The organism is Frateuria sp. (assembly GCF_035695185.1).
Classification (GTDB): Bacteria; Pseudomonadota; Gammaproteobacteria; order Xanthomonadales; family Rhodanobacteraceae; genus Frateuria_A.
In genome coordinates this window covers 18,450-40,872 of the sequence record NZ_DASSES010000129.1, presented here as the reverse complement: position 1 = coordinate 40,872, position 22,423 = coordinate 18,450, and the positions used below count along the sequence as shown (strand labels likewise).

11 protein-coding genes are annotated in these 22,423 nt (G+C 70.8%); 9 read left to right on the top strand and 2 right to left on the bottom strand.

What is annotated here, in order from left to right; genetic code table 11:
* The first annotated feature begins 15 nt into the window (after positions 1 to 15).
* From ppk1 to tssA, 9 genes are all read left to right on the top strand, one after another.
* Positions 16 to 2,079, top strand: coding sequence for a polyphosphate kinase 1 (gene ppk1 / locus VFH59_RS10680; protein WP_325164879.1), 2,064 nt, complete (start codon positions 16 to 18; stop codon positions 2,077 to 2,079).
* Between the two features lie 31 nt (positions 2,080 to 2,110).
* Positions 2,111 to 3,655, top strand: a complete 1,545-nt coding sequence (locus tag VFH59_RS10675) for a Ppx/GppA phosphatase family protein (protein ID WP_325164877.1) — start codon at positions 2,111 to 2,113, stop codon at positions 3,653 to 3,655.
* 226 nt (positions 3,656 to 3,881) lie between these two features.
* The gene (locus tag VFH59_RS10670) at positions 3,882 to 4,583 is read left to right on the top strand and encodes a peptidylprolyl isomerase (protein WP_325164876.1); all 702 of its coding nucleotides are present in this window, start codon (positions 3,882 to 3,884) and stop codon (positions 4,581 to 4,583) included.
* Positions 4,583 to 5,308, top strand: coding sequence for a UDP-2,3-diacylglucosamine diphosphatase (gene lpxH / locus VFH59_RS10665; RefSeq protein ID WP_325164875.1), 726 nt, complete (start codon positions 4,583 to 4,585; stop codon positions 5,306 to 5,308). Before VFH59_RS10670 ends, lpxH begins: the two co-directional genes overlap by 1 nt.
* A 111-nt stretch (positions 5,309 to 5,419) precedes the next feature.
* Positions 5,420 to 6,646, top strand: coding sequence for a patatin-like phospholipase family protein (locus VFH59_RS10660; protein WP_325164874.1), 1,227 nt, complete (start codon positions 5,420 to 5,422; stop codon positions 6,644 to 6,646).
* Between the two features lie 52 nt (positions 6,647 to 6,698).
* The gene (locus tag VFH59_RS10655) at positions 6,699 to 7,466 is read left to right on the top strand and encodes an SDR family NAD(P)-dependent oxidoreductase (protein WP_325164873.1); all 768 of its coding nucleotides are present in this window, start codon (positions 6,699 to 6,701) and stop codon (positions 7,464 to 7,466) included.
* Between the two features lie 80 nt (positions 7,467 to 7,546).
* On the top strand, positions 7,547 to 8,110 hold the full coding sequence (gene yeiP / locus VFH59_RS10650; protein ID WP_325164872.1) for an elongation factor P-like protein YeiP: 564 nt from the start codon (positions 7,547 to 7,549) through the stop codon (positions 8,108 to 8,110).
* 164 nt (positions 8,111 to 8,274) lie between these two features.
* Positions 8,275 to 10,371, top strand: a complete 2,097-nt coding sequence (locus tag VFH59_RS10645; RefSeq protein ID WP_325164871.1) for an FUSC family protein — start codon at positions 8,275 to 8,277, stop codon at positions 10,369 to 10,371.
* Between the two features lie 155 nt (positions 10,372 to 10,526).
* Positions 10,527 to 11,558, top strand: coding sequence for a type VI secretion system protein TssA (gene tssA / locus VFH59_RS10640; protein ID WP_325164870.1), 1,032 nt, complete (start codon positions 10,527 to 10,529; stop codon positions 11,556 to 11,558).
* Between the two features lie 214 nt (positions 11,559 to 11,772).
* On the opposite strand, the gene VFH59_RS10635 is transcribed toward tssA, so the two are convergent.
* Together VFH59_RS10635 and VFH59_RS10630 are read right to left on the bottom strand one after the other, a co-directional pair.
* Positions 11,773 to 12,870, bottom strand: a complete 1,098-nt coding sequence (locus VFH59_RS10635) for a hypothetical protein (RefSeq protein WP_325164869.1) — start codon at positions 12,868 to 12,870, stop codon at positions 11,773 to 11,775.
* Positions 12,863 to 22,417 (bottom strand): filamentous hemagglutinin N-terminal domain-containing protein, encoded by a 9,555-nt coding sequence (locus tag VFH59_RS10630; RefSeq protein ID WP_325164868.1) that lies wholly within the window; start codon positions 22,415 to 22,417, stop codon positions 12,863 to 12,865. Before VFH59_RS10630 ends, VFH59_RS10635 begins: the two co-directional genes overlap by 8 nt.
* Between the last annotated feature and the right edge of the window lie 6 nt (positions 22,418 to 22,423).

Sequence of the window (22,423 nt, the reverse complement as noted above, 5' to 3'; positions counted from 1 at the left end):
CAAACCGCCACCGCGATCGCCGACCTGTCCGCGCCGGAGCTGTACCTGAGTCGCGAACTGGCCGCGCTGGAATTCAACTTCCGCGTGCTTGCCATGGCGCGGGACGCGCACGTGCCGTTGCTGGAGCGCCTGCGCTACCTGAGCATCGTGGCCAACAACCTCGACGAGTTCTTCGAGGTACGCGTGGCCATGCTCAAGCACCACCACGCCTACGGCTCGGCCGCGCCGGGCCCGGACGGGCTTTCCTCCGGCGAGCTGCTGACGCGCATCCGCGCGCGCGTGCTCGACCTGGTCACCGAGCAGTACGCGACCTGGCAGGAGCAGCTCCGGCCGCAGCTGGACGCCGAGGGCATCCGCTTCCTCACCCGCCACCAGTGGACGCCGGTGCAGCGGCGCTGGCTGCAGGGCTATTTCGAGCACGAGGTGCTGCCGGTGCTCTCGCCGCTGGGGCTGGACCCGGCGCATCCGTTCCCGCGCATCCTCAACAAGACGCTGAACATCGCGGTGGTGCTGCAGGGCCGCGACGCGTTCGGGCACGAGGGGCACATGGCGCTGGTGCGCGCGCCACGCTCGCTGCCGCGCATCGTCCGGCTGCCGGCCGAAGTGGGCGGCGGTGGCGACGACTTCGTGTTCCTGGCGGAACTGCTGCAGGCCTTCGTCGACCTGATGTTCCCGGGCTTCAAGGTGGTCGGCTCCTACCAGTTCCGGGTCACCCGCAACAGCGAGCTGATCGTGGAGGAGGACGAGGTGGAGAACCTCGCCCGCGCCCTCAGCGAGGAGCTGCTCGGCCGCGGCTACGCGCGCCCGGTGCGCCTGGAGATCGCCAACGACTGCCCGAAGGCAATCACCGCGATGCTGGTGGCCAATTTCGAGCTGGACGAGTCGGACGTCTACCGCTGCGACGGCCCGGTCAACATCATCCGCGCCGGCGGCATCTACGAGCAGGTGGACCGGCCGGAGCTCAAGTTCGCCCGCTTCGTGCCCTGCCTGCCGGCGGCGATCGAGCCGGGCACCAACCTGTTCGACCTGATCGGCCAGCACGACCTGCTCCTGCACCATCCGTACGAGAGCTTCGCCGCCGTGGTCGACCTGCTGCGCCAGGCCGCCGCCGACCCTGCGGTGCTGGCCATCAAGCAGACGCTCTATCGCGCCGGCGAGGACACCCCGCTGGTCGACCTGCTGGTGGAGGCTGCGCGCAACGGCAAGGACGTCACCGTGGTGATCGAGCTGCGCGCCCGCTTCGACGAGGAGGCCAACATCCGCCTGGCCACGCGGCTGCAGGAAGCCGGTGTGCAGGTGGTCTACGGCGTGGTCGGCTACAAGACCCACGCCAAGATGATGCTGATCGTGCGCCGCGAGGCTGGCACGCTGCGCCGCTACGTGCACCTTTCCACCGGCAACTACCACCAGGCCAACAGCCGCATGTACACCGACATCGGCCTGATGACCGCCAACCCGGAGATCGGCGAGGACCTGCACAAGGTGTTCCAGCAGCTCTCGGGACTGGGGTCGGTGATCAGCCTCAAGCGCCTGCTGCATTCGCCGTTCACGCTGTACAAGAGCGTGGTGGCCAAGATCGAGCGCGAGACCGCCAACGCCCGCGCCGGCAAGCCGGCGCGCATCGTCGCCAAGCTCAACGCACTGAACGAATCGCACGTCATCGAGGCGCTCTACCGCGCCTCGCAGGCGGGGGTGGAGATCGACCTTATCGTCCGTGGTGCCTGCACCCTCAGGCCGGGCCTGCCCGGCATCTCCGAGCGCATCCGCGTGCGCTCGATCGTCGGGCGCTTCCTCGAGCACAGCCGCGTGTACTGGTTCGCCAACGACGGCCACCCGGAGATCTACTGTGCCAGCGCCGACTGGATGGAGCGCAACCTGATGCGCCGCATCGAGGTGGCCTTCCCGATCCTGGACCCGGTGCTGGCCGAGCGCGTGTTCGACGAGACCCTCGCCAACGGCCTGGCTGACAACACCCAGGCCTGGCTGCTGGAGAGCGACGGCCACTACACCCGCGCCACGCCCGGCGACCAGCCGCCGCACAGCGCGCAGCAGACGCTGCTGGACAAGATCTGCGCATGACCGCGGAGGCGCCGAACTCCCGCGTGGCAGAATGCGCGCTCCGCCAGCCTGGAACCCCCGCGTGAGCACCGAGCCCGTACCCATCAAGGATGGCGAGCTGATCGCGGCCGTCGACCTGGGCTCGAACAGCTTCCACATGGTGGTCGCGCGCATGGAGCACGGCGAGCCCCGCGTGATCGACCGCCTGCGCGACAGCGTGCGCCTGGCCGCCGGCCTGCGCTCGGACGGCACGCTGGACGCCGCCCACCGTGCCCGCGCACTGGCCAGCCTGGCGCGCTTCGGCCAGCGCATCGAAAGCCTGCCTTCGGCCAACGTGCGCGCGGTCGCCACCAACACCGTGCGACGCCTGTCCTCGCCCCAGAATTTCCTTGGCGCGGCCGAGGATGCGCTGGGCCACCCGGTCGAGATCGTCTCCGGTCGCGAGGAAGGCCGGCTCATCTTCCTGGGCGTGGCGCACGACCTGCCCGCCTCGCGCGAACCGCGACTGGTCATCGACGTGGGCGGCGGCAGTACCGAGTTCATCATCGGCCGCGGGCTCGCGCCGCTGCACACCGAGAGCGTGCAGGCCGGTTGCATCGCCACGACGCTGCGCTTCTTCCCCGGTGGCCGGCTGACCGCCAAACGCTGGCAGCGCGCGCGCAGCGAGGTCGGCGTGCTGCTGCAGCAGTTCGCCGAGGATTTCCGCGAAGCCGGCTGGCAGGACGCCTACGGTTCCTCCGGCAGCGCCAAGGCCGTCGATGCCGTCGTGCAGGCTATGGGGCTGACCGACGATGGCGTCACCCTGGACGCCCTCGCCGAGCTGCGCGAGGCGATCCTCGAGCAGGGCCAGATGGACCTGCTGCGCCTGCCCGGGCTGACCGAGGAGCGCGCGCCGGTATTCGCTGGCGCGGTGGTGATCTTCGAGGCCGCGTTCGAGGCGCTCGGCATCGGCCACATGCGCGTGTGCGAGAGTTCCATGCGCGAAGGCCTGCTGTGGGACCTGCTCGGCCGTGCCGGTGGCCGCGACCCGCGCACCGACAGCATCGACGCGCTGGCCACCCGCTACGGGGTCGACCGCGCGCAGGCGCGGCGTGTCGAACAGACGGCGCTGGGGCTGTTCGACCAGGTCGCCCGTCCCTGGAAGCTGGACGCCGAGGCACGCGAGTGGCTCTCCTGGGCCGCACGCGTACACGAGATCGGGCTGGCGATTGCGCACAGCCAGCACCATCACCACGGCGCCTACATCCTGCGCCATGCCGACCTGGCCGGCTTCTCGCGGCAGGAGCAGCAACTGCTCTCGGCGGTGATCGAGGCGCACCGGCGCAAGCCGGCGAAGGCGCTGATCTCGGTACTGCCGCAGCGCTACCGCGCGCTGGCACGGCACATCACCGCGCTGCTGCGGCTGGCCGTGCTGTTCCGCCGCGGGCGCCGTGCCGAGTCGCTGCCGCCCTTCAGGCTGAGCGCCACCAGCCATCGCCTGCGCCTGGCGATTCCCGCCGACTGGCTGGACCAGCATCCGCTCACCGAGGCGGACCTGGAACAGGAACAGGGGCCCATGGCCGAGCTCGGACTGACATTGGAAATCCAGCGCACGTGACCTCGCCCTCCTCGCTGCGGGAGGAGAATCGAACGTGCGGCTCTCTACGTTCGCACCCTCTGCGGGGAGAGGATCGAGGTGAAGGGCGGGCCCGCGTGGAACGGCCATCGAGCGAGGCTCCGATCCACTCGCCTCCCCCGGCGGAAAGAGGAGGCAGACGCACCACGCTTCAGCCCACGCAACGCCACCGCGTATCATGCGGGCAATCCACACAGGTTACGCACGCATGCCCCGACTCCTGCTGGCCCTCCTGCTGTTACTGCCCCTGGGCGCCGCCGCCCAGGCCGCGCCGCCACCGGCAAGCACCAGCGCGACGCCACCCGCGCCCGGCCCGAAGGTGCTGCTGCACACCAGCGTCGGGGACATCACGCTGGAACTGTTTCCCGACAAGGCCCCCAAGAGCGTGGCCAACTTCCTGCAGTACGTGCACGAGGGTTTCTACGACGGCACCGTGTTCCATCGCGCCATCAGCGGCTACCTGGTCCAGGGCGGGCTGTACACGCGCGACCTCCAGCCCAAGCGCACGCACCCGGCGATCGCCAGCGAGGCCGACAATGGGCTGTCCAACCTGCGCGGCACCGTGGCCGTGGCGCGCGGCGCCGACCCGAACTCGGGCACGGCGCAGTTCTTCATCAACCTGGTCGACAACCGCCGGCTCGACTACGCCGGCAACCAGAGCGGCTTGACCTGGGGCTACGCCGTGTTCGGCCAGGTGGCCGGCGGCATGGATGTGGTCGACAAGATCGCCGCGCTGCCCACCCGCGCCCAGGGCCCGTTCGCAGCCGACGTGCCCCATCCCCTGCCGGTGATCCTGAGCGCGCGCGTGATCGGCGAGGAGGCGCCCGCCTCCGCTGCCAGCGTCAAGGCACCGGCCAGGGCCACCAGCGCCGCCAGGCCTGTCAGGCCGACCGGCAGGAAGGGTGGCTGATGGCCAGCCTGTTCATCGCCGACCTGCACCTGGACGACAGCCGCCCACACATCACCGGGCTGTTCGAGCGTTACCTCGCCGGCGACGACGTGCGCAACGCAGATGCGCTGTACATCCTCGGCGATCTGGTCGAGGCCTGGATCGGCGACGACGACGATGCCGAGCTGCCGGCCCGCATCGCCCGCGCCACGCGCGCCGTGCGCGCGGCGGGCGTGCCGGTTTACTTCATGCCCGGCAACCGCGACTTCCTGCTCGGCGAGGACTACGCCGGCCGCGCCGGCCTGACCCTGCTGCAGGACGGCGTGGTGCACGACCTGTACGGTCGCCCCACGCTGCTGATGCACGGCGACACGCTGTGCACCGACGATGTCGCCTACCAGACGGTGCGCCGCCAGGTGCGCACGCCGGAATGGAAGGCCAACATCCTGGCGATGCCGCTGGAAGCACGCCGTGCCTTCGCCGCCAAGGCACGCGCCGACAGCCGCGCCCACACCGGCGCGACCACGGAGTCGATCATGGACGTCAACGCCGACGCGGTCGCCCAGGCGATGCGCGGCGCCGGCGTTACCCGCCTGATCCACGGCCACACCCACCGGCCGGCCATCCACGACTTCGCACTCGATGGGCAGGACGCGCAGCGCATCGTGCTGGGCGACTGGTACGAACAGGGCTCCGTGCTTCACGTGGCGCCGGACGGGACCGACTTGCGCGCGTTGCCGCGCTGAGGGCGTCGCCGTGCCGGACGCGGCACGGTGAACCGGCCGCATCACGTGCAGCTTCCCGGGAGGCCGCGGGAGCTATCGCCGGCCACCCCGGCCGGCAAGGAGGACTCCTCCATGCGCATCGGCAAACCGCTTCTGCTGGCGCTTGCATTCGCCCTGCTTGCCGGCTGCGTGACCACACCGCGCCAACCGGCTCCGCACCGGTTGATCGATACAGCGGTGCCGGATGGCTTCGCCACCGACGTGCGCCTGCTGAGCATCGACCGCAAGCACTTCCTGCGGGAATCGCCCGTCCTGCTGCGCAGCATCCGGCGGGCCGCGGACGGCAGCCTGGACATCCTGGCGCTTTCCGGCGGCGGTGCCGGAGGCGCTTTCGGCGCGGGCGCGCTGGTGGGCCTGGGACGCGCCCATGCACGACCGACCTTCGAGCTGGTCACCGGCGTGAGCGCCGGCGCCCTGATCGCACCGTTCGCGTTCCTCGGATCCGGGTGGGATGCGCAACTGACCCGTGCCTTCACCGGCCAGGCCAGCGCCTCCTTGCAGCGCTCCCCCTTGATGAGCGTGGCCAGTCGCCTGCTGTTCCCGCAGGGGTTCGGCCGGCACGACCCGCTGGCCGCGCTGGTCGACCACTACGTGACCGACGCCATGATCGAAGCCGTGGCCCGCGAGTACGCCCGCGGCCGCCGGCTGATCGTGGCCACCACCGACCTGGACAAGCAGGAAACCGTCTTGTGGGACATGGGCGCGATCGCCATGCGGGGTGGCGAGGCGGCCCGCAAGCTGTTCCGCGACGTGCTGGTCGCCTCGGCCAGCGTGCCCGGCGTGTTCCCACCGGTCCTCATCCCGGTCCACCAAGGCGCGCGGCACTACGAGGAAATGCATGTCGACGGCGGCGTCACCACCCCGCTGTTCGCCGCACCGCTGATCGCGCAGATTCTGCCGGCCGACCTCGGATTGCTGCGCGGCGCGCACCTGTACGTGATCATCAACGGCCAGCTGGTGGCGGCGCCCGCCACCACGCGCCTGAGCACGCCGGCGATCCTCGAGCGCAGCTTCGCCGCGCAGACCACCTACAAGACGCGCGAGACGCTGGCGCTTACGTTCGGTTTTGCCGACCGCTACGGCATGCATCTGCGGATCAGCGAGATCCCCGGCGATTACCCCTTCGGCAGCTTCATCGACTTCCGGCCCGGTCACCTGCGCGCACTGTTCGACTATGCCGCCGCCTGCGCCGCGCAGGGACGGCTCTGGATGACTCCGGCCCAATCGCTGCACCGCAACCTGGATTCGCCACAGCCCGCGCCCGGCGCCCCGGTCGCGTGTCCGGCGCCCGCGCCCTGATCGCACGGCTCGGCTACCATTGCCGTTTCGCTTCGCACTCGAGGGACGACATATGCAGCTCGACCAGGTCAAGGCCGTCATCACCGGCGGCGCCTCCGGACTCGGCCACGCCGTGGCGCAGCACCTGGTGGCGCTCGGCGCCAGGGTGGCGCTGTTCGACGTGAACGAGGAGAAGGGCCAGCAGGCCGCACAGGCACTGGGCGAGGCGGCCCGCTTCTACCGCACCGACGTCACCTCCGAAGAGGGCGTGACGGCCAACATGGCTGCCGCGCGCGACGCAATGGGCGGGCTCAACGTGGTCATGAACTGTGCCGGCATCCTCGGCGCCGGCCGCGTGCTGGGCAAGGAAGGCCCGATGGCGCTGTCGCAATTCCAGGCCACCGTGATGGTCAACCTGGTCGGCAGCTTCAACGTGGCCAAGGCCGGCGCCGCGCTGATGCAGGCCAACGAAGCCGGCGCGGACGGCGAGCGCGGCGTCATCGTCAACACCGCCTCGGTGGCCGCCTACGAAGGCCAGATCGGCCAGGCCGCCTACTCCGCCTCCAAGGGCGGCGTGGTCGGCATGACCCTGCCGATGGCGCGCGAGCTGGCCCGCTTCGGCATCCGCGTGGCGACGATCGCGCCGGGCATCTTCTGGACCCCGATGGTCGACGGCATGCCGCCGCAGGTGCAGGAATCGCTCGGCGCCTCGATTCCGTTCCCCTCGCGCCTGGGCAAGCCCGAGGAGTTCGCGCAGACCGTGGCGTTCATCCTCACCAACCGCTACGTCAACGGCGAAACCATCCGCCTGGACGGCGCGGTGCGCCTGCAGCCGAAGTAAGCGCCACCGAGTGCAACCGGGGGCGGCAGGACCGCCCCTTGTGGTACTCGCCCCTTTCCAACTGCGAAATCCCGGTCCCCATGAAAGCTTCCGACGTCAAGAAAGGCAACGTGGTCGAACACGACGGCACCGTCTACCAGGTGCGCGACATCGAGCGCAGCGCGCCCACCGCCCGCGGCGGCAACGTGACTTTCCGCTTCACCATGTATTCGATTCCCGGCGGGCGCAAGTTCGACCTCAGCCTGCGTGCCGACGACGACCTGAAGGAGATGGACCTGGTGCGCCGTGCGGCCAACTTCTCCTACATGGACGGCGAGGCGTTCGTGTTCATGGATGCCGAGGACTACACCCAGTACATGCTCGGCCCCGAGCTGGTCGGCGACAGCGCCGGCTATATCGTCGAAGACACCGAGGGCTACTACGTGCAGCTGATCGACGACGCGCCCGTCGGGCTGCAGGTACCCACCAGCGTGGCGCTCACCGTGGTCGACACCGCCCCCGAGCTCAAGGGCGCCAGCGCCACCAAGCGCACCAAGCCGGCCCGGCTCAACACCGGCGTGGAGATCCAGGTGCCCGAGTACATCACCAACGACGAAAAGGTGTGGGTCAACACGGTCACCGGCGAATTCGCCGGTCGGGCCTGACCCCCACGGCGACCGGTCGCCGCAGTGCAACCGGTCGCCGGCATACGCGGCATGGTCAAGGCGGCGTAAATTTCCGCGGCGGCACGCGACCGGACGTGCCGGCTGTCGCGCTCCGTTCAACTGCCCTCGTGCAGAATCGCCGTTCCCCACCCTGCGGTTCGGCCATGTCCGCCAGCGTCTATTCGCTACGCGCCAACGTGCTGGAAAGCCTGACCCGGACCAAGCGTCCGGACGTGCCGCTGCGGGTGGTCGTGCGCAATACGCTGGCCGTGGTGCTGCCGCTGGCGATCGGCATGGCCTGCGGCTACACGGCGGTGGGCCTGGGCATCGCCGCCGGCGCGCTGGACACGATGTTCTCCGACCAGCCGGGACCGTACCGCCAGCGCGTGCGGCAACTGCTGCTGGCCTCGCTTGCCGCGGGGCTGGCCGCCTTCGCCGGCTTCCTGATCGGCGGGCACCTGCCCGCGATGCTGCTGGCCACCGCACTGGTCGGTTTCGGCGGCGGCATGCTGGTCGTGTTCGGCACCGACCTGGCCCGCGTGGGCATGACCAGCATGATCCTGCTGGTGGTCACGGCCGCCTACCCCACGTCGCCGGGACCGGCGGCGGCGGGCGCCGCGCTGATTTTCGCCGGCGGCCTGCTGATGATGCTGTTCTCCGTCGCCGCCTGGCCGCTGCAGCGCTACCGGCCGGAGCGGCAGGCGCTGGCCGTGGTCTACCGGGGCCTGGCCGCGGTCGCCCGCCAGCGCGCCCAGGACGACGAGGACGAGCCGGCGCTCAGCAGCGCGATGACCACCCTGCAGCAGACCCTGCTGGGCCGGTACCACGCCCGTGGCCGGGCGATGGAAGCCTTCGGCGTGATGCTCGAACTGGCCGAGCGGATCCGCCTGGAGCTCACCGCGCTGGCCGACGCCTCGCCGGCGAGTGCGGTGCCGTTGCGCTTCCGCGCTCGCGTCGCCCGGGTGCTCGATTACATTGCCGAGGCGCTGGAGGAAGGCGCCACGCCCGTCGCTGCCGAGCGCGCCCTGCGGGCGCTGCGCTCGCTCGAGCGCCAGGCCGCCGAGACCCATGCGCAGCGTGCCCTGCACGTGCACGCCTTGGCCGGGCAGCTCGCTGCCGCCGTACGCAATGCCAATTGGGCCGGCAGCCGCGGCGAACAGCGCGCCGAAGCCGCGGACCTGCGCCTGCCCGCCTCGCTGCGGCAAAGCTCGACGCGTGCGATGCTGCTGGCGAACCTCACGCCGCACTCGGTGGCGTTCCGCCACGCGGTACGCTCGGCCGTGGCACTGAGCCTGGCGCTGGCCCTCTCGCGAGCACTGCAGCTCCCGCACGGCTACTGGCTGCCGATGACGGTCGCGATCGTGCTGCGCCCCGACTTCGCCGCCACCTTCAACTTCGGCCTGCTGCGCGTGGTCGGCACCGTGCTCGGCCTACTGCTGACCACCGCGCTGCTGCACGTGATCCCGGACCAGCCGTGGGCGCACCTGGCACTGATGGGCGTGCTGTGCATGGCGTTCCGCTACCTGGCGACCGCGCACTACGGCATCGCCGTGGCGGCGCTGACCGGCACCGTTGTGGTGCTGCTTTCGTTCGAAGGCGTCGCCCCCGGCGTGGCGGTGACCGACCGCGTCATCAACACCGCCCTGGGCAGCGGCATGGCGCTGCTGGCCTACGTGCTGTGGCCGACCTGGGAGCACGGCCGCGCCCGCGCGGCGCTGGCGGACATGCTCGATGCCTATGCCGATTACCTGCGCGCGCTGGGGCGCCCGCAGCGGCGTGGTGCCCACCGCGAGACGCGCACGGCGGCGCGCACCGCACGCACCAACGCGCTGGCCTCGCTCGAGCGCATGCGCGCCGAACCGGCCACACCAGCCGCGCTGGTCGACCTGGCGCAGGCCCTGTTCGCCAACGGCAACCGGCTGGCCCGCACGGCGATGACGCTCGAGGCCCTGCTGCAGCACCGCACGAGCCTGCCCGAGCAGGCCGAGGTAAGCGCCTTCGTCGACCACACCGCGACCGCCCTGCACGGTATCGCGGGGGCGCTGCGCGAACAGCGCGCGATCCTCGAGCTGCCGGACCTGCGCCTGCTCCAGCGCAGTCTCGGCGCGTTGCTGGCGATGTCCGAAGACCAGGCCGGCGCCGACCAGGTCGCCCGCCTAACCGACCGTCTGGTCGACAACGTCAATACGCTCGCCCATGTGGTCGGGCGCTGCCCGCAGGAGCCCGCCGCGCAGTCGGCCGGGCGGCACGTGCATCCCTGAGGTAATGGCGAGGGATTAACTCTCGATTATCGAGAGGCCGTATTGCGTAAACGGAAGATGGATTTAGTCACGGCTCTTTTCCGTCGCCGTCGAATCCTTTTTCCGATTATCCCTGTTGTATTATCCGAGCGGGTACCACAGGGGATTTACCTACGATGACGCGCTACGATCCGGCAGCCTTTCTCGATCCGCTCGACGGCGACTCGCCCACCGGCAGCGATCTCGAATACGACCCCGATTTCCTCGCCCTCGAACGCGCTGCCGCGCCCCGCGCCGAACGCGCCATGGGCGACAGCGTGAAAGCGGCCGAGGAGCCGGACTGGGATGAAGTGGACGCGCTCGCGACCGGGCTGCTGCAGCGCTCGCGGGACCTGCGCGTGGCAACCCACCTGGCCACCGCCTGGATGCGCACCGGCGGGATGTCCGGATGGGCGGGCGGCCTGGCATTGATCCGCGGCCTGCTGGAAAACCACTGGGACGGCGTGCATCCGCAACTGGATGCCGAGGACGACGACGACCCGACCGCGCGGGTCAACGCGGTCGCCGCGATCGCCAATCCGCTGGGCCTGCTGGGCTACTTCCGCCACACCCCGTTCGTGCAATCGCCGCGGTTGGGACGTTTTTCGCTGCGCGACCTGCGCATCGCCAACGGTACGGTGAAAATCGATGCCGGCGACGAATCCCTGCCGAGCATGACCGAAATCGAGGCGTGCTGCCTGGATTGCCCGGAGGACGAGCTTGCCGCCACGCTGGATGCGCTCACGCGGGTCCTCGAAGAGGCCAAGGCGATCGACCGGATCTTCAACGACCGGATCGGCACCGCGGGCCCGGATCTCAAGCCGCTGCTGAGCGACAGCTACGAGCTGAAGAAATTCGTCGAGTCGCAGGTGGCCCGGCGCAATCCGGCGGCCGCGGGAGAGGGCGAAGGTGAAGCCGAGGGTGGCGAGCCGTCCGCCGCGGGCACGCGCGCCAGCGTCCCGGGCCGCATCGAGACACCCCAGGACGTGATGCGCCGGATCGACGAGATTTGCGACTACTACGCCCGCAGCGAACCCTCCAGCCCGGTTCCGCTGCTGTTACGTCGTGCCCAGCGCCTGGTCGGCAAGAACTTCCTCGACCTGCTCAAGGACCTGGCGCCCGGCGGCGTCAGCGAGATGGAAGTGATTTCCGGCCCGGGCGAGGAATAACCCGCCACGTCGCCGCTGCTCCGCCCCCCTCCGGGAGACGGAGCGAAGGGCACTCTGCGGGCGGGCATCCCCCGCCGCGGGTGGGCCAGGTTGCAGAAGAACCCGGCAAGACGAGAGGCTACGCCGTTTCTGCGGGCGTCTTCCGCGAGCCCGCCCCCTCACGCCGCCGCTCTCCCCGGATTGGAGAGGGAGCGGGCCTCGGCGGGCGGTCAGTTCAGCGCACGCCCTTGCACAACGGCGCGCCCGAGTGCACGAACAGCTGGCGCACCGCCGGATCCCAGCTCAGCGACAAGCCGCCGGGAAGACCCACCGTGGCGTTGGCGTCCGCGCTCTGCTCGAAGGGGCCCGCCTTGGCGCTGGCGCCATCCGCATAGGCAACCGTGGCGGAGATCCGGTAGGCGACTGCATCAGCGCAGGCCGATGTGTCGATGGCCTGGGACACGGTCGCCCCGTAACCCTCCAGCGGCGGCAGGGTTCCCTCACCCAGCGCCACCGTGCGCGGCGCCTCGCGGCCGCACACCGCGTCCAGTGCATAGCCAACGGTGAACTTCGGAGAGGGCACGACCTGGAGCGCGACGGCAGCCTCCGGCTGCGCGCTGCAGCCGACCAGGAAGGCCTTGTGCTGGGGCCGAGCGTGCAGCACGTAGCTGCCGGGGATGAGTGCGGCGGTTCCCGGCCACTCGAACTCGATGCGCGTGGGCGACACGCCCGTGATGCGCGGCTGCACGGGCAGTGGCGTGCCGTTGGCGTCGGTGGCGGTCAGCCCCGGATCGGGACACTGCGGATCCTGGAGTTCACTACCGACCAGCGCGAGCGCCACCGGTTTGCCCGCCATGCGCAGCGCGAGCAGTGCCGCGTGGTCGGCGGTCTCCACCCGGTCGATGGTGGCCTGCATCGGCTTGCCGTCGGCCGGCGCCTGCACCAGGCGATGGACCGACCAGGCGAGCGCCTGCGCCATGGCCACAGTCTCGCCCTCACGACAACCCGCTGCGCCGTCGGCATAGTCGGTGGCCCATTGCGCGGCCGCGTGCGCGCGCAGGACCATGCCGCGCGCTCGGTCATCCAGTGCGGTCAACGGCTTCGCGAGCTGACTGGCCAACGCGCTCCGCAGGTTTTGCGCGAGCGTCTCCAGCTCCGCTGCGGTCGTCACGGCCGCCGGCAGGCCGGCCAACCGCTGCCGCGCGACATCGAGCTGGTCGGCAACGCTGCCGGGGGTCAACCGCGGTGGCAACTGCGCCCCGGCCGGCGCCGCCAAGGCCAGCAAAAGCCCGAGCCCGACCACCTGGCGCGGGAGGCGCCGCGCGTTACTCATCGCATTCCTCCCTCTCCGGATCGCAGGCCTGCTGGTCGGCGGGCAGCAGGATGCCGGAGGGCACGATGCCGAACGAGCGGTAGTTGGCCGAGATCACGCTCGGATCGATATAGACGTCCGTGTGGTTGTTGGCGTTCTGCGCGCGGCTGGTGAACAGCGAAGTCGGCACGTTGACGCTGTCGCCGCCGGTCAGCGGCAGCAGGTTGCCGCTGGCGTTCACCGCGTAGAAGTAAGCCGGCGGCATGCCGACCATCGCGACCGCCTGCGGACCGGTACCGGTGACGTAGATGGGTGCGTCCGAGGTGCCGATGCGGCCGGTCGAGGCGAACGTGCCCTCGCCGTCGTACAGCCAGGTCTTGCCGATCTGCAGCAGGTCGCCACCGGTCACGCCGAGGTACAGCGAGGAGGTACCCGCATCGACGGTGTAGGCGCTGCCGCCGACCGACGCCAGCGTCAACGTCTGGGCGTTGGTGAGGCTGAAGCCTCCCGGCGAGGCGAATCCGCCCAGCGTGCCGACGTAGTTGGCCAGCGGGCTGTTCGCCGTGCCCAGCCGGGTATAGCCGCCCGCCTGCCCGGAGAGCGTGTCCGCGACGAGGCTGCCGCCCTGCCCCTCGATGATCGCACCGGAGGACGCCAGCGTGGTGGTGGTGCCGCTGATCGCGCCATTGATGAGCAGGTCGCCGCGGGTGGTGACCAGGCTCACGCTGGCGCCGCCGTCGAGCGGGCCGGTCACGGTCAGCGTGGGGCCGTTGCTCAGCGCGAAGCCGGCGGCGGTGAACCCGCCGAGCGCGTCGAGGCGGTTGCCGCCGGTGAGCACGACGGCGCCCGTGGCATGGCCGGTCAGCGTGTGCGCGTTGATGCTGCCGGCGCTGCCTTGGCCGATGTTGCCGGTGACCGCGAGCATGGTGGTGTCACCGGTGAGCGTACCGTCGATGGCCAGGTTGCCGCCGGCGGTCAGCGTCGTGCTGCCGCCGCCGTCGACCATGCCGGCCACGGTGAGCGCGCGCGTGGTGGTGAGCGTCAGCCCGCCGGCGCTGAAGTTGCCGAGGGCGCCGATCGCGTTGGCCTGGTCCAGCGTGGTGCTGCCCGCCGAATGGCCGCTGAGGCTGTCGGCGGTGATGAGCCCGCCGGCAGTCTGGCTGATGCTGGCGCCGGACGCGAGCGTCACCGTGCCGCCGTGGATGGCCTGGTCCAAGGCCAGGTCGCCCGCGGAAGCGAGCGCGATCGTGTCGCCGGTCAGCGCGGTGTTCAACGACAGTTGGCCGGCCGTGGTGGCAAGTGCGATGTCACCGCCGCTCGCGGCGATCGGCCCGTTCACTGCCAGCGCCTTGCCGTTGCTCAGGGCGAAATCGTGCGCGCTGAAGCTGCCCAGGGTATCGATGCGGTTGTCGCCGTCCAGCGCGACGTCCCCGCCGGCGTGGCCGGCCAGCGTGGTGGCACTGATGCGTCCGTGGCTGGACTGGTCGATGCCGCCGGCGATGGCGAGCGTGGTGCTGGTGCCGGCCAGGGTGCCGTCGATGGTGAGGCCACCGGCCTGGGTCGTCAGCGTGGTGCTGGCGCCGCCGTTGACGGTCCCGCCGATGGTAAGCGCCTTGGCGTTGGTGAAACGGAGACCAGCCGCGTCGAAGGTGCCGAGGCTGCCGACCGCGTTGCCGCCGGTGAGGCTGGCGCTGCCGGTGACGTGGCCCCCCAGCACGTCGGCGACGATGCGGCCGCCACCGCTTTCGCTGAGCGCGCCGGTCACGTCCAGGCTGGTGCTGGCGCCCTTGACGGTGCCGCTGATCACCAGGTTGCCGGCGGTGTCCAGCGTGGTGCTGGCGCCGCCATCGACAGTGCCCGACACGCGCAGGTCCTGCGCGTCGTGCAGGCGGAAGCCGGCGGCCTGGAAGTTGCCCAGCGTGCCGATGTGGTTGGCACCAGTGAGCGTGACGGCGCCACCGGCCTGCCCGCTCAGCGTATCGGCCACGATCTTGCCGCCCGCCCCTTCGCTGATCGTCCCGGCGGCCGACAGGTATGTGGCATCGCCCGTCACCGTGCCATCGACACGCAGGTTGCCGCCCGCGGCGATCGCCGTGCCGGTGCCGCCGTGAACCGCGCCGGCGATCGTCAGTGCCCTGGTGCTGGTGAGGCTCAGGCCGCCGGCGCTGAAATTGCCAAGCGTCGAGATGGCGTTGGCCTGGTCGAGCGTGGTGGCGCCGACCGATTGGCCGCTCAGCGTGCCGGCGGTGATCAGGCCCGCGGCAGTCTGAGTGATCGAGCCGGCGGACTTCAGGCTGACGTTGGATGCCTTGATGGCCTTGCCCAGCACGAGGTTGGCGGCCGAGTCCAGCGCGATGCTGCCACCGTTGAGCGCGGAGTTCATGCCGAGCGCCCCGGCGGTGGTGGTCAGTGCGATGCTGCCCGTGCCCACGTCGAGGCTGCCGTTGACCGCGAGCGCCTGGCCATCGGTCAGGGCGAAATTGGCGGCCGTGAAGTTGCCGAGCGTGCCGACGTGGTTGGCCTGGGTCAGGCTGACGTTGCCGCCCGCCTGGCCGCTCAACGTGCCGGTGACGATGTCGCCCCCGGTGCCTTCGCTGATCGTGCCATCCACGTCCAGCGACGTACCGGCGGTACTGAGCGTGCCGTTGATGGCGAGGTTGCCGCCGACCGTCAACGCGGTCGTCCCGCTGGTCGCCACCGGGCCGACCAGCGTCAGGTCCTGCGCGTTGGCGAGCGACAGGCCAGTCGCGCTGAAGCTGCCCAGGTTGCCGAGGTGGTTGGCGCCGGCAAGGCTGGCGTCGCCGGTGGCGCTGCCGGTCAGCGTGCCGGCGGTGATCGAGCCACCGGTCTGGGTGATGCCGGCGCTGGAGGTCAGTTCGACCTGGCCGGTGCCGGCATCGATGCTGCCGGCACTCTGGCTGATGCCGGCGCCCTGCAGGACGATGTCGTCGCCGCTGATGCCGGCGGTTACCTTGAGCAAGCCACCGCTGCCGATGTCCACCCCGCCGGCACCGCCGGCTACGGCCCCGGTGACGGTCAGGTCGCCGACGGTGCGCAGCAGGAAGCCGTTGGCGCTGAAGCTGCCCAGCGTGCCGACCGCATTGGCCGAGCCGAGCGTGACGTTGCCCAGCGCGTTGCCGGTCAGCGTGGCGGTGCTGAGCACGCCGGCGGTCTGGGTGATGGCGCCGCCCGTGCTGGTGAGCGTGAGCGTGCCGGTGGCGTTCACGTCATCGGCCAGGGTCAGTCCGTCGCGCCCGCCGAGCGACACATCGGCGCCGCTCAGCACGCCCTGGGTCACCAGCGTGCCGCCATTGGCCGCCAGCACCAGGTCGCCGCTGCCGGTGTCGATCGCGGACACCGGCAGGACCAGCGAGCCGCCCGCGACCAGGCTGACGCCGGTGTTTGCCGCGGCGGTCAGGGTGTCGATGGTCAGGTCGTTGGCGTCGCGCACCGACAGGCCGGCGCCGGTGAGGCCCACGCTCCCCTGGAAATCGTTGCCCGCGTTCGCCAGCGTGATCGAACCGGCACCGGCGGCGAGCGTGCTGCTGCCGGTCACGCTCAGCGCGCCGGTCTGGCCGATCGCGCCGCCGTTGCTGGTCGCCGAAAGGTTGCCGGCGACCGCGCCGCTGCCGAGGTCGAGCGCACCGGTGCTGGTGACGGTCAAGGCGCCCGTGTCCAGCGTACCCAGGGTCAGCGCGTTGGCGTCGACAAGCTGGGTCGCGCCGCCGGCCAGGCTGACCGCGCCGGTGAAATCGTTGCCCGCACTGGTCAGCACGATGCCGCCACTGCCGGCATCGAGGCTGCTGCTCCCGCTCACCGCGAGTGCACCGCCCTGCGAGATCGCGCCACCGTTGCTGCTGGCGACAAGGTCGCCGCCGATGTTTCCTGCGCCCAGGCTCAGCGCGCCGGTACTGGTGGCGGTCAGCGCACCCGTGGCGAGGCTGCCCAGGGACAGTGCGTTCCGGTCGGTGACCCGCGTGTCGCCGCCGCTCAGGTCCACCGTGCCGCCGAAGTCGTTGTTGCCGTCGGCCAGGTTGATCGCGCCGCTGCCGGCGTCCAGCGTGCTGGCGCCGGTGACGGCCAGTCCGCCGCTGGCCTGGCTGATCGCACCGCCGTTGCTGGTGGCCAGCAGCGTCCCGGCCACCGTGCCCTTGCCGAGGTCGAGGTTCCCGTTGTTGGCGACGGTGAGATTGCCGGTCGCCAGCGTGCCCAGGGTCAGCGCATTGGCGTCGACGATCTGCGTCGTGCCGCCGGCAAGGCTGACCGCGCCCTGGTAATCGTTGCCGGCGCTGGCCAGCGTGATGGTGCCGGTACCGGCGTCGACGGTGGTGGTGCCGGCCGCGGAAAGCACGCCGGCGGTCTGGCTGATGGCCGCATCGGTGCTGCCCAGGTAAAGGGTGCCGCTTGCGCTGACGTTGCCGTTGAGGGTCAGGCCTGCGCCGCCGGTGAGCGACACGTCGTGGCCGCTCAGGTCGGCGCTGGTGGCAAGACCGGCGCCCGCGCTCAGGGTCAGGTCGCCGGTGCCGGTGTCGAGTGCACCGAACGAGGCCAGGTCCAGCACGCCGCCGGCGACCAGGCTCAGCGAGCCGTTGCTGGCCACGTCCATGCCCACGACATGCAGGTCGCCGAGCGTGCGCAGCGAAACGGACGCGCCCTGGGCGTCGACCGTGCCGGTGAAGTCGTTGCCGGCATCGTCCAGCACCAGCGCACCGCTGCCGGCGGTCAGCGTGACCTCGCCGGCGCCCGCCGCCTGGGTCAGGGCACCGGTCTGGCTGATGCCGTTGCCCGCCAGCGACAGCGTGCCGCTGCCGACGGTCGAAGTCCCCAGCACCAGGACGTGGGTGCCGTTGTCCAGCGCGACGTTGCTGGCACCGCTGTTGGACAGGCCCACGGCCCCGACGAAGTCGTTGCCGGGGCCGGTCAGCGCGATGCCCGCGTTGCCCGCGTCGAAAGCGCTGGTGCCGTTGACGGTCAACCCGCCTGACTGGCTGATCGCGCCGTCGTTGCTGGTCGCTGCCAGGTTGCCGGCGACGGTGCCACTGCCAAGGACCAGGGCGCCATGGCTGATCGTGGTCAGGTTCGCGGTCGACAGCGAGCCGAGCGTCAGCCCGTTGCTGTCGGTAATCCGCGTGGCACCGCCGGCCAGGTTGACGGTACCGCCGAAATCGTTGGCGGCGTCGTCCAGGGTGATCGCGCCGCTGCCGGCGTCGATCGTGGCGTTGCCGCCGACCGCGAGCCCGCCGGTGGCCTGACTGATTGCGCCGCCGTTGCTGGTGGCGACGAGGTTGCCGCTGGTGCTGCCCGTGCCCAGCTCGAGGCTGCCGTGGCTGGTGGCGGCCAGGTTGCCGGTGGCCAGCGTGCCCAGCACCAGGGCGTTGCGGTCGACGATCTGCGTGCTGCCGCCCGTCAGGCTGACCGCACCACCGAAATCGTCGTTGGCCTGGGTGAGTGCGATGGCGCCGGTGCCGGCGTCGAAGCGCGAGGTGCCGGTGACGGCGAGTGCGCCGCTCTGGCTGATGTCGCCCGCGCTGGTCGCGTCAAGGTTACCGCTGACGGTGCCGCCGGCAAAGCTCAGCGTGCCCGCGCCGGACACCGTGAGGTCGCCGGTGGCGAGCGTGCCGAGCGCGAGGTTGCCGCTGTTGATGATGCGGGTGTTGCCGCCGGTCAGGCTCACCGCGCCGGTGAAGCTGTTCGCACTGTTGTCGAGCGTGATGGCGCCGGTGCCGGCGTCGATGACGCTGGAACCGCTGACGGTGAGACCACCGGTCTGGCTGATCGCGCCGCCGTTGCCGGACGCCGAAAGGTTGCCGCCGATCGTGCCCTGGCCGAGGTCGAGGGCGCCGGCGCTGGTGACCGTCAGCGCGCCGGTGGCGAGCGTGCCCAGGCTCAGCGCGTTGCTGTCGGTGAGGGCGACGGTGCCGCCGGTGAGGTCCACGATACCGCCGAAGTCGTTGCCTGCATCGGTCAGCGTGATGGTGCCGGTTCCCGCATTGAAGCTGCCGGCGCCGCTGACGGCGAGGCCACCGCTGGCCTGGTCGATGGCGCCACCGCTGGTGGCGACGAGGTTGCCGCCGATCGTGCCGGCCCCCAGGGTCAGGTTGCCCATGCTGGTGACCGTGAGGTCCCCTGTCGCCAGCGAACCGAGTGCCAGCGCGTTGGCATCGGTGATCTGCACGGTGACGCCGCCAAGGTTCACGGCCCCCAGGAAATCGTTCGCGCCGCCGGTGAGCGTGATGTCGCCGGCGGCGTCGATCGTACTGGCGCCGCCCACGCCGAGCGCGCCTGCCGTCTGGCTGATGGCACCGGTGGTGCTGGCCAGGCTGAGCGTGCCGCTGGCGGTGACGTCGTAGGCGAGGATCAGGCCGTCGCTGCTGGTCAGCGACAGGTTCGCACCGCGCAGGGTGCCGTTGATGCCCAGGCTGCCGCCGTTGGCGGCGAGCGTGAGATCGCCCAGCCCGGTATCGATCGCCGCCGCCGGCAGGAAGAGCGAACCGCCCGCGACCAGGTTCACCGATCCGTCCGTGCCGCTGGCCAGCGCGGCCACGGTGAGGTCGCCGGAAGACTGCAGCGAGACGTCGTTGCCGGTGGCGTTCACCGCGCCGGTGAAATCGTTGCCTGCATCGGCCAGGGTGATCGCGCCCGCGCCGGCGGCCAGCGTGCTGGTGCCGGTCACGGCGAGTGCGCCGTCCTGGCTGATCGCACCGCCGTTGCTGGTGGCCGCAAGCGTGCCCCCCACCGTGCCCTGGCCCAGGTCGAGCGCGCCGGTGCTGATCGCCGTGAGGTTGCCGGTCGCGAGCGTGCCGAGCGCCAGCGTGCCGCCGCTGGTGATCTGCGTCGCGCCACCCGCCAGGCTCACTGCCCCACCGAACGTATTGGTCGACTGGGTCAGCGTGATGGCGCCGCTGCCGGCGTCGAAGCTGGAGGCGCCGGTGACGGCCAGGGCGCCGCTCTGGCTGATGTCGCCCGCGCTGGTCGCGGTGAGGTTTCCATCCACGTTGCCGCCGGCGAAGGCCAGCGTGCCGCCGCTGTCGACCGTCAGATCGCCGGTGCCCAGCGTGCCCAGGGAGAGCGCACCGCTGCTGTCGAGCCGCGTGGTGCCTCCGGTCAGCGTCACGACGCCGCTGAAGTCGTTGGCGGCGTCAGTGAGCGTGACGTTGCCGGTGCCGGCGTCGATCGCGCCGGTGCCCGTGACAGCGAGGCCACCGCTGGCTTGGGTGATCGCGCCGTCGTTGCTGGTCGCGGCGAGGTCACCCGCGATCGTGCCGGTACCCAGGGTGAGCGCGCCGGTGCTGATGGCGACCAGGCCGTCGGTATTTACCGCGTCCAGTACCAGTGCGTTCCTGTCGGTGACCTGGGCAGCCCCGCCGCTGAGGCTCACCGCATCCTGGAAGTCGTTGTTGGCCTGGGTGAGCGTGATCGCGCCGGTACCGGCGCTGAAGTTCGAGATGCCGGTGACGGTGAGCGCACCGGTCTGGCCGATGTCGCCGCTGCTGGTGGCGGTCAGGTTGCCGCTGACGGTGCCGCCGCCGAAGCCCAGCGTGCCCGCGCTGGTGGCGGTCAGGTTGCCGGTCGCCACCGTGCCCAACACCAAGTCGGTGCTGTCGGTGATCTGCGTGGTGCCACCGTAGAGGTCGGCCCGCCCGATCTGGTTGCCACCGTTGGCAAGGATGATGCCGTTGGTCGCGCGCGCAGTAACTGTGTCGGCGACGATGCTGCCGCTGCCGCCTTCCCTGATCGAGCCGACCTTGTTGGTGACGCTGCCGATGTTAAGCGTGGCGGCCTTGATGACTGCGGTGTTGCCGTTGTTGCCGATCTTCACCGCACCGGAGGCCTGGATGTCCACCAGCCCGCCATGGGTGTCGATCGTGGCCGCGCCCGTATTGCCGATGGTGACGAGGCAAGCGGTGCACGAACCTTTGGTGTAGGTGTTGGCGCCGCCCGTGCCGGCATAGTCTGCCCACAGGTGGACGTCCAGCATCTCGCTGGCTGCCGCGGTGATGTCCTTGTTGACAAGGATGCTTCCGGCGGCCTGCAGGTAAAGCTGGCCCGCCCCGGTCGCGGTGATCGATGCATCCACCGTGATGTCGCCGCTCTGCGAACCACCCGCGGTGTTGGTGAAGACGTAGACGCTGGTGCCACCGGTCAGTGCGGTGCCGATACCACCCGCGTTGACGACCGAGTTGTTGCCGCTCGGGGTGTAGATCGGGCCGGCCGATACCTTGCTGTCGGCGGCGCTGCCGATTGTCACGTCGTACGGATCGAGCAGCCAGCTGCCCATCGCGCCTCGCTCCGCCGAGGCGTCGACGTGGCCCTGTGCGTTCAGGCCCTCGTGCGAGGAGGTCTCCACGCGGCCGCCGTCGCCGCCGCTGGCGCCCCCCCGCGCGCTGATGCTCCCGTAAAAGTTGTTGACCTGGTTTCCCCACACCACCACCGAGCCGCCGTTGCCGTTGCCGGTGGCGTCGGCCTTGAGCGTGGCGTCACCCGCCACGTATACGGCGTTGGCGGTCGGCAGCCCTTCACCGCCCTGCCAGCCGCCGCCGACGCGGATGTCGCCGCCGCCATCGGTGCCGGAGACATCGATGCTGCCGCCGGTCACGCCCACGTTGCGGTCGGACAGCAGCTGCACGCTGCCGCCGTGCGTGCCGGCGGCATCGATCGTGCCGCTGCTGACGGTGTCGCCGCCACGGGCGACCAGGCGCACCACGCCGCCATCGTGGCTGATCGCGCCGGCGTCGATCACGCCGGTGTTGTTGACCAGGTTGGTGAACAGGTCGCGCGCCGCGGACGCTTCGAGCACCACGGTGCCACCGTCGGCCTGCAGCGTGCCGGCGTTGCTCACCGCGGCCTTGGCGTCCAGGCGCTGCTTCAGCTCGCCGGTGATCTGGACGTTGATCAGCCCGTTGCCGTCGAAGTCCAGCACCGCATGATCGGCGCCGTCGAGGTTGATCCGGCCATAGTTGGCGAGGATCACGCCATCGTTGCTCACGCTGCCGCCGATCAGGCTGATCGAGCCGCCGCTGGCCGCGGCGAGGATGCCGTGGTTGACGATGCCGGCGCCGCCACCGACCGCGTTGAGGTTGAAGTGGCTGGACAGGAAATCGGTGGGCGTCAGGTCCAGCGTACTGGCCACCAGCCCGCCCACGTTCACCCGGGCGGTGCTGCCGAAGATGATGCCGTGGGTGTTGATCAGGAAGACCTGCCCGTTGGAGCTGATCTGGCCGAAGATCTGGCTGGGGCTCTGGTCGAGGATGCGGTTGAGCGCGACCGCCGAGGTGCCGGGCTGGTTGAAGCGCACGGAGGCGTCCTGGCCCAGGTTGAAGCTCTGCCAGTCCAGCACCAGCTTGTTGCTGGCCTGGTTGATCACCACCTTGGCGCCATCCTGCAGGATGCTGCCGCTGCCGCCGATCACGGTGCCGCCGGTGGGCGTGGTGGCGCTCCCGATGCTGCCGGCCCGGGCCGGCGCGCTGGCAAGCGCGCCGCACAGCAGCACCGACAGGCTCAGCGGCAAGGCCTTGCGGCGCAGGCTGGCGAGGGAGTCCTTGCGGGAGGTCGCGCGGGTGGTGTGCATGGGATG

Bases quoted from the DNA above. Each gene is read 5' to 3' on its own strand.
- VFH59_RS10675 (WP_325164877.1), top strand. From the start codon at position 2,111: ATGCGCGCTCCGCCAGCCTGGAACCCCCGCGTGAGCACCGAGCCCGTA.
- VFH59_RS10670 (WP_325164876.1), top strand. From the start codon at position 3,882: ATGCCCCGACTCCTGCTGGCCCTCCTGCTGTTACTGCCCCTGGGCGCC.
- lpxH (WP_325164875.1), top strand. From the start codon at position 4,583: ATGGCCAGCCTGTTCATCGCCGACCTGCACCTGGACGACAGCCGCCCA.
- VFH59_RS10660 (WP_325164874.1), top strand. From the start codon at position 5,420: ATGCGCATCGGCAAACCGCTTCTGCTGGCGCTTGCATTCGCCCTGCTT.
- VFH59_RS10655 (WP_325164873.1), top strand. From the start codon at position 6,699: ATGCAGCTCGACCAGGTCAAGGCCGTCATCACCGGCGGCGCCTCCGGA.
- yeiP (WP_325164872.1), top strand. From the start codon at position 7,547: ATGAAAGCTTCCGACGTCAAGAAAGGCAACGTGGTCGAACACGACGGC.
- VFH59_RS10645 (WP_325164871.1), top strand. From the start codon at position 8,275: ATGTCCGCCAGCGTCTATTCGCTACGCGCCAACGTGCTGGAAAGCCTG.
- tssA (WP_325164870.1), top strand. From the start codon at position 10,527: ATGACGCGCTACGATCCGGCAGCCTTTCTCGATCCGCTCGACGGCGAC.
- VFH59_RS10635 (WP_325164869.1), bottom strand. From the start codon at position 12,870: ATGAGTAACGCGCGGCGCCTCCCGCGCCAGGTGGTCGGGCTCGGGCTT.
- VFH59_RS10630 (WP_325164868.1), bottom strand. From the start codon at position 22,417: ATGCACACCACCCGCGCGACCTCCCGCAAGGACTCCCTCGCCAGCCTG.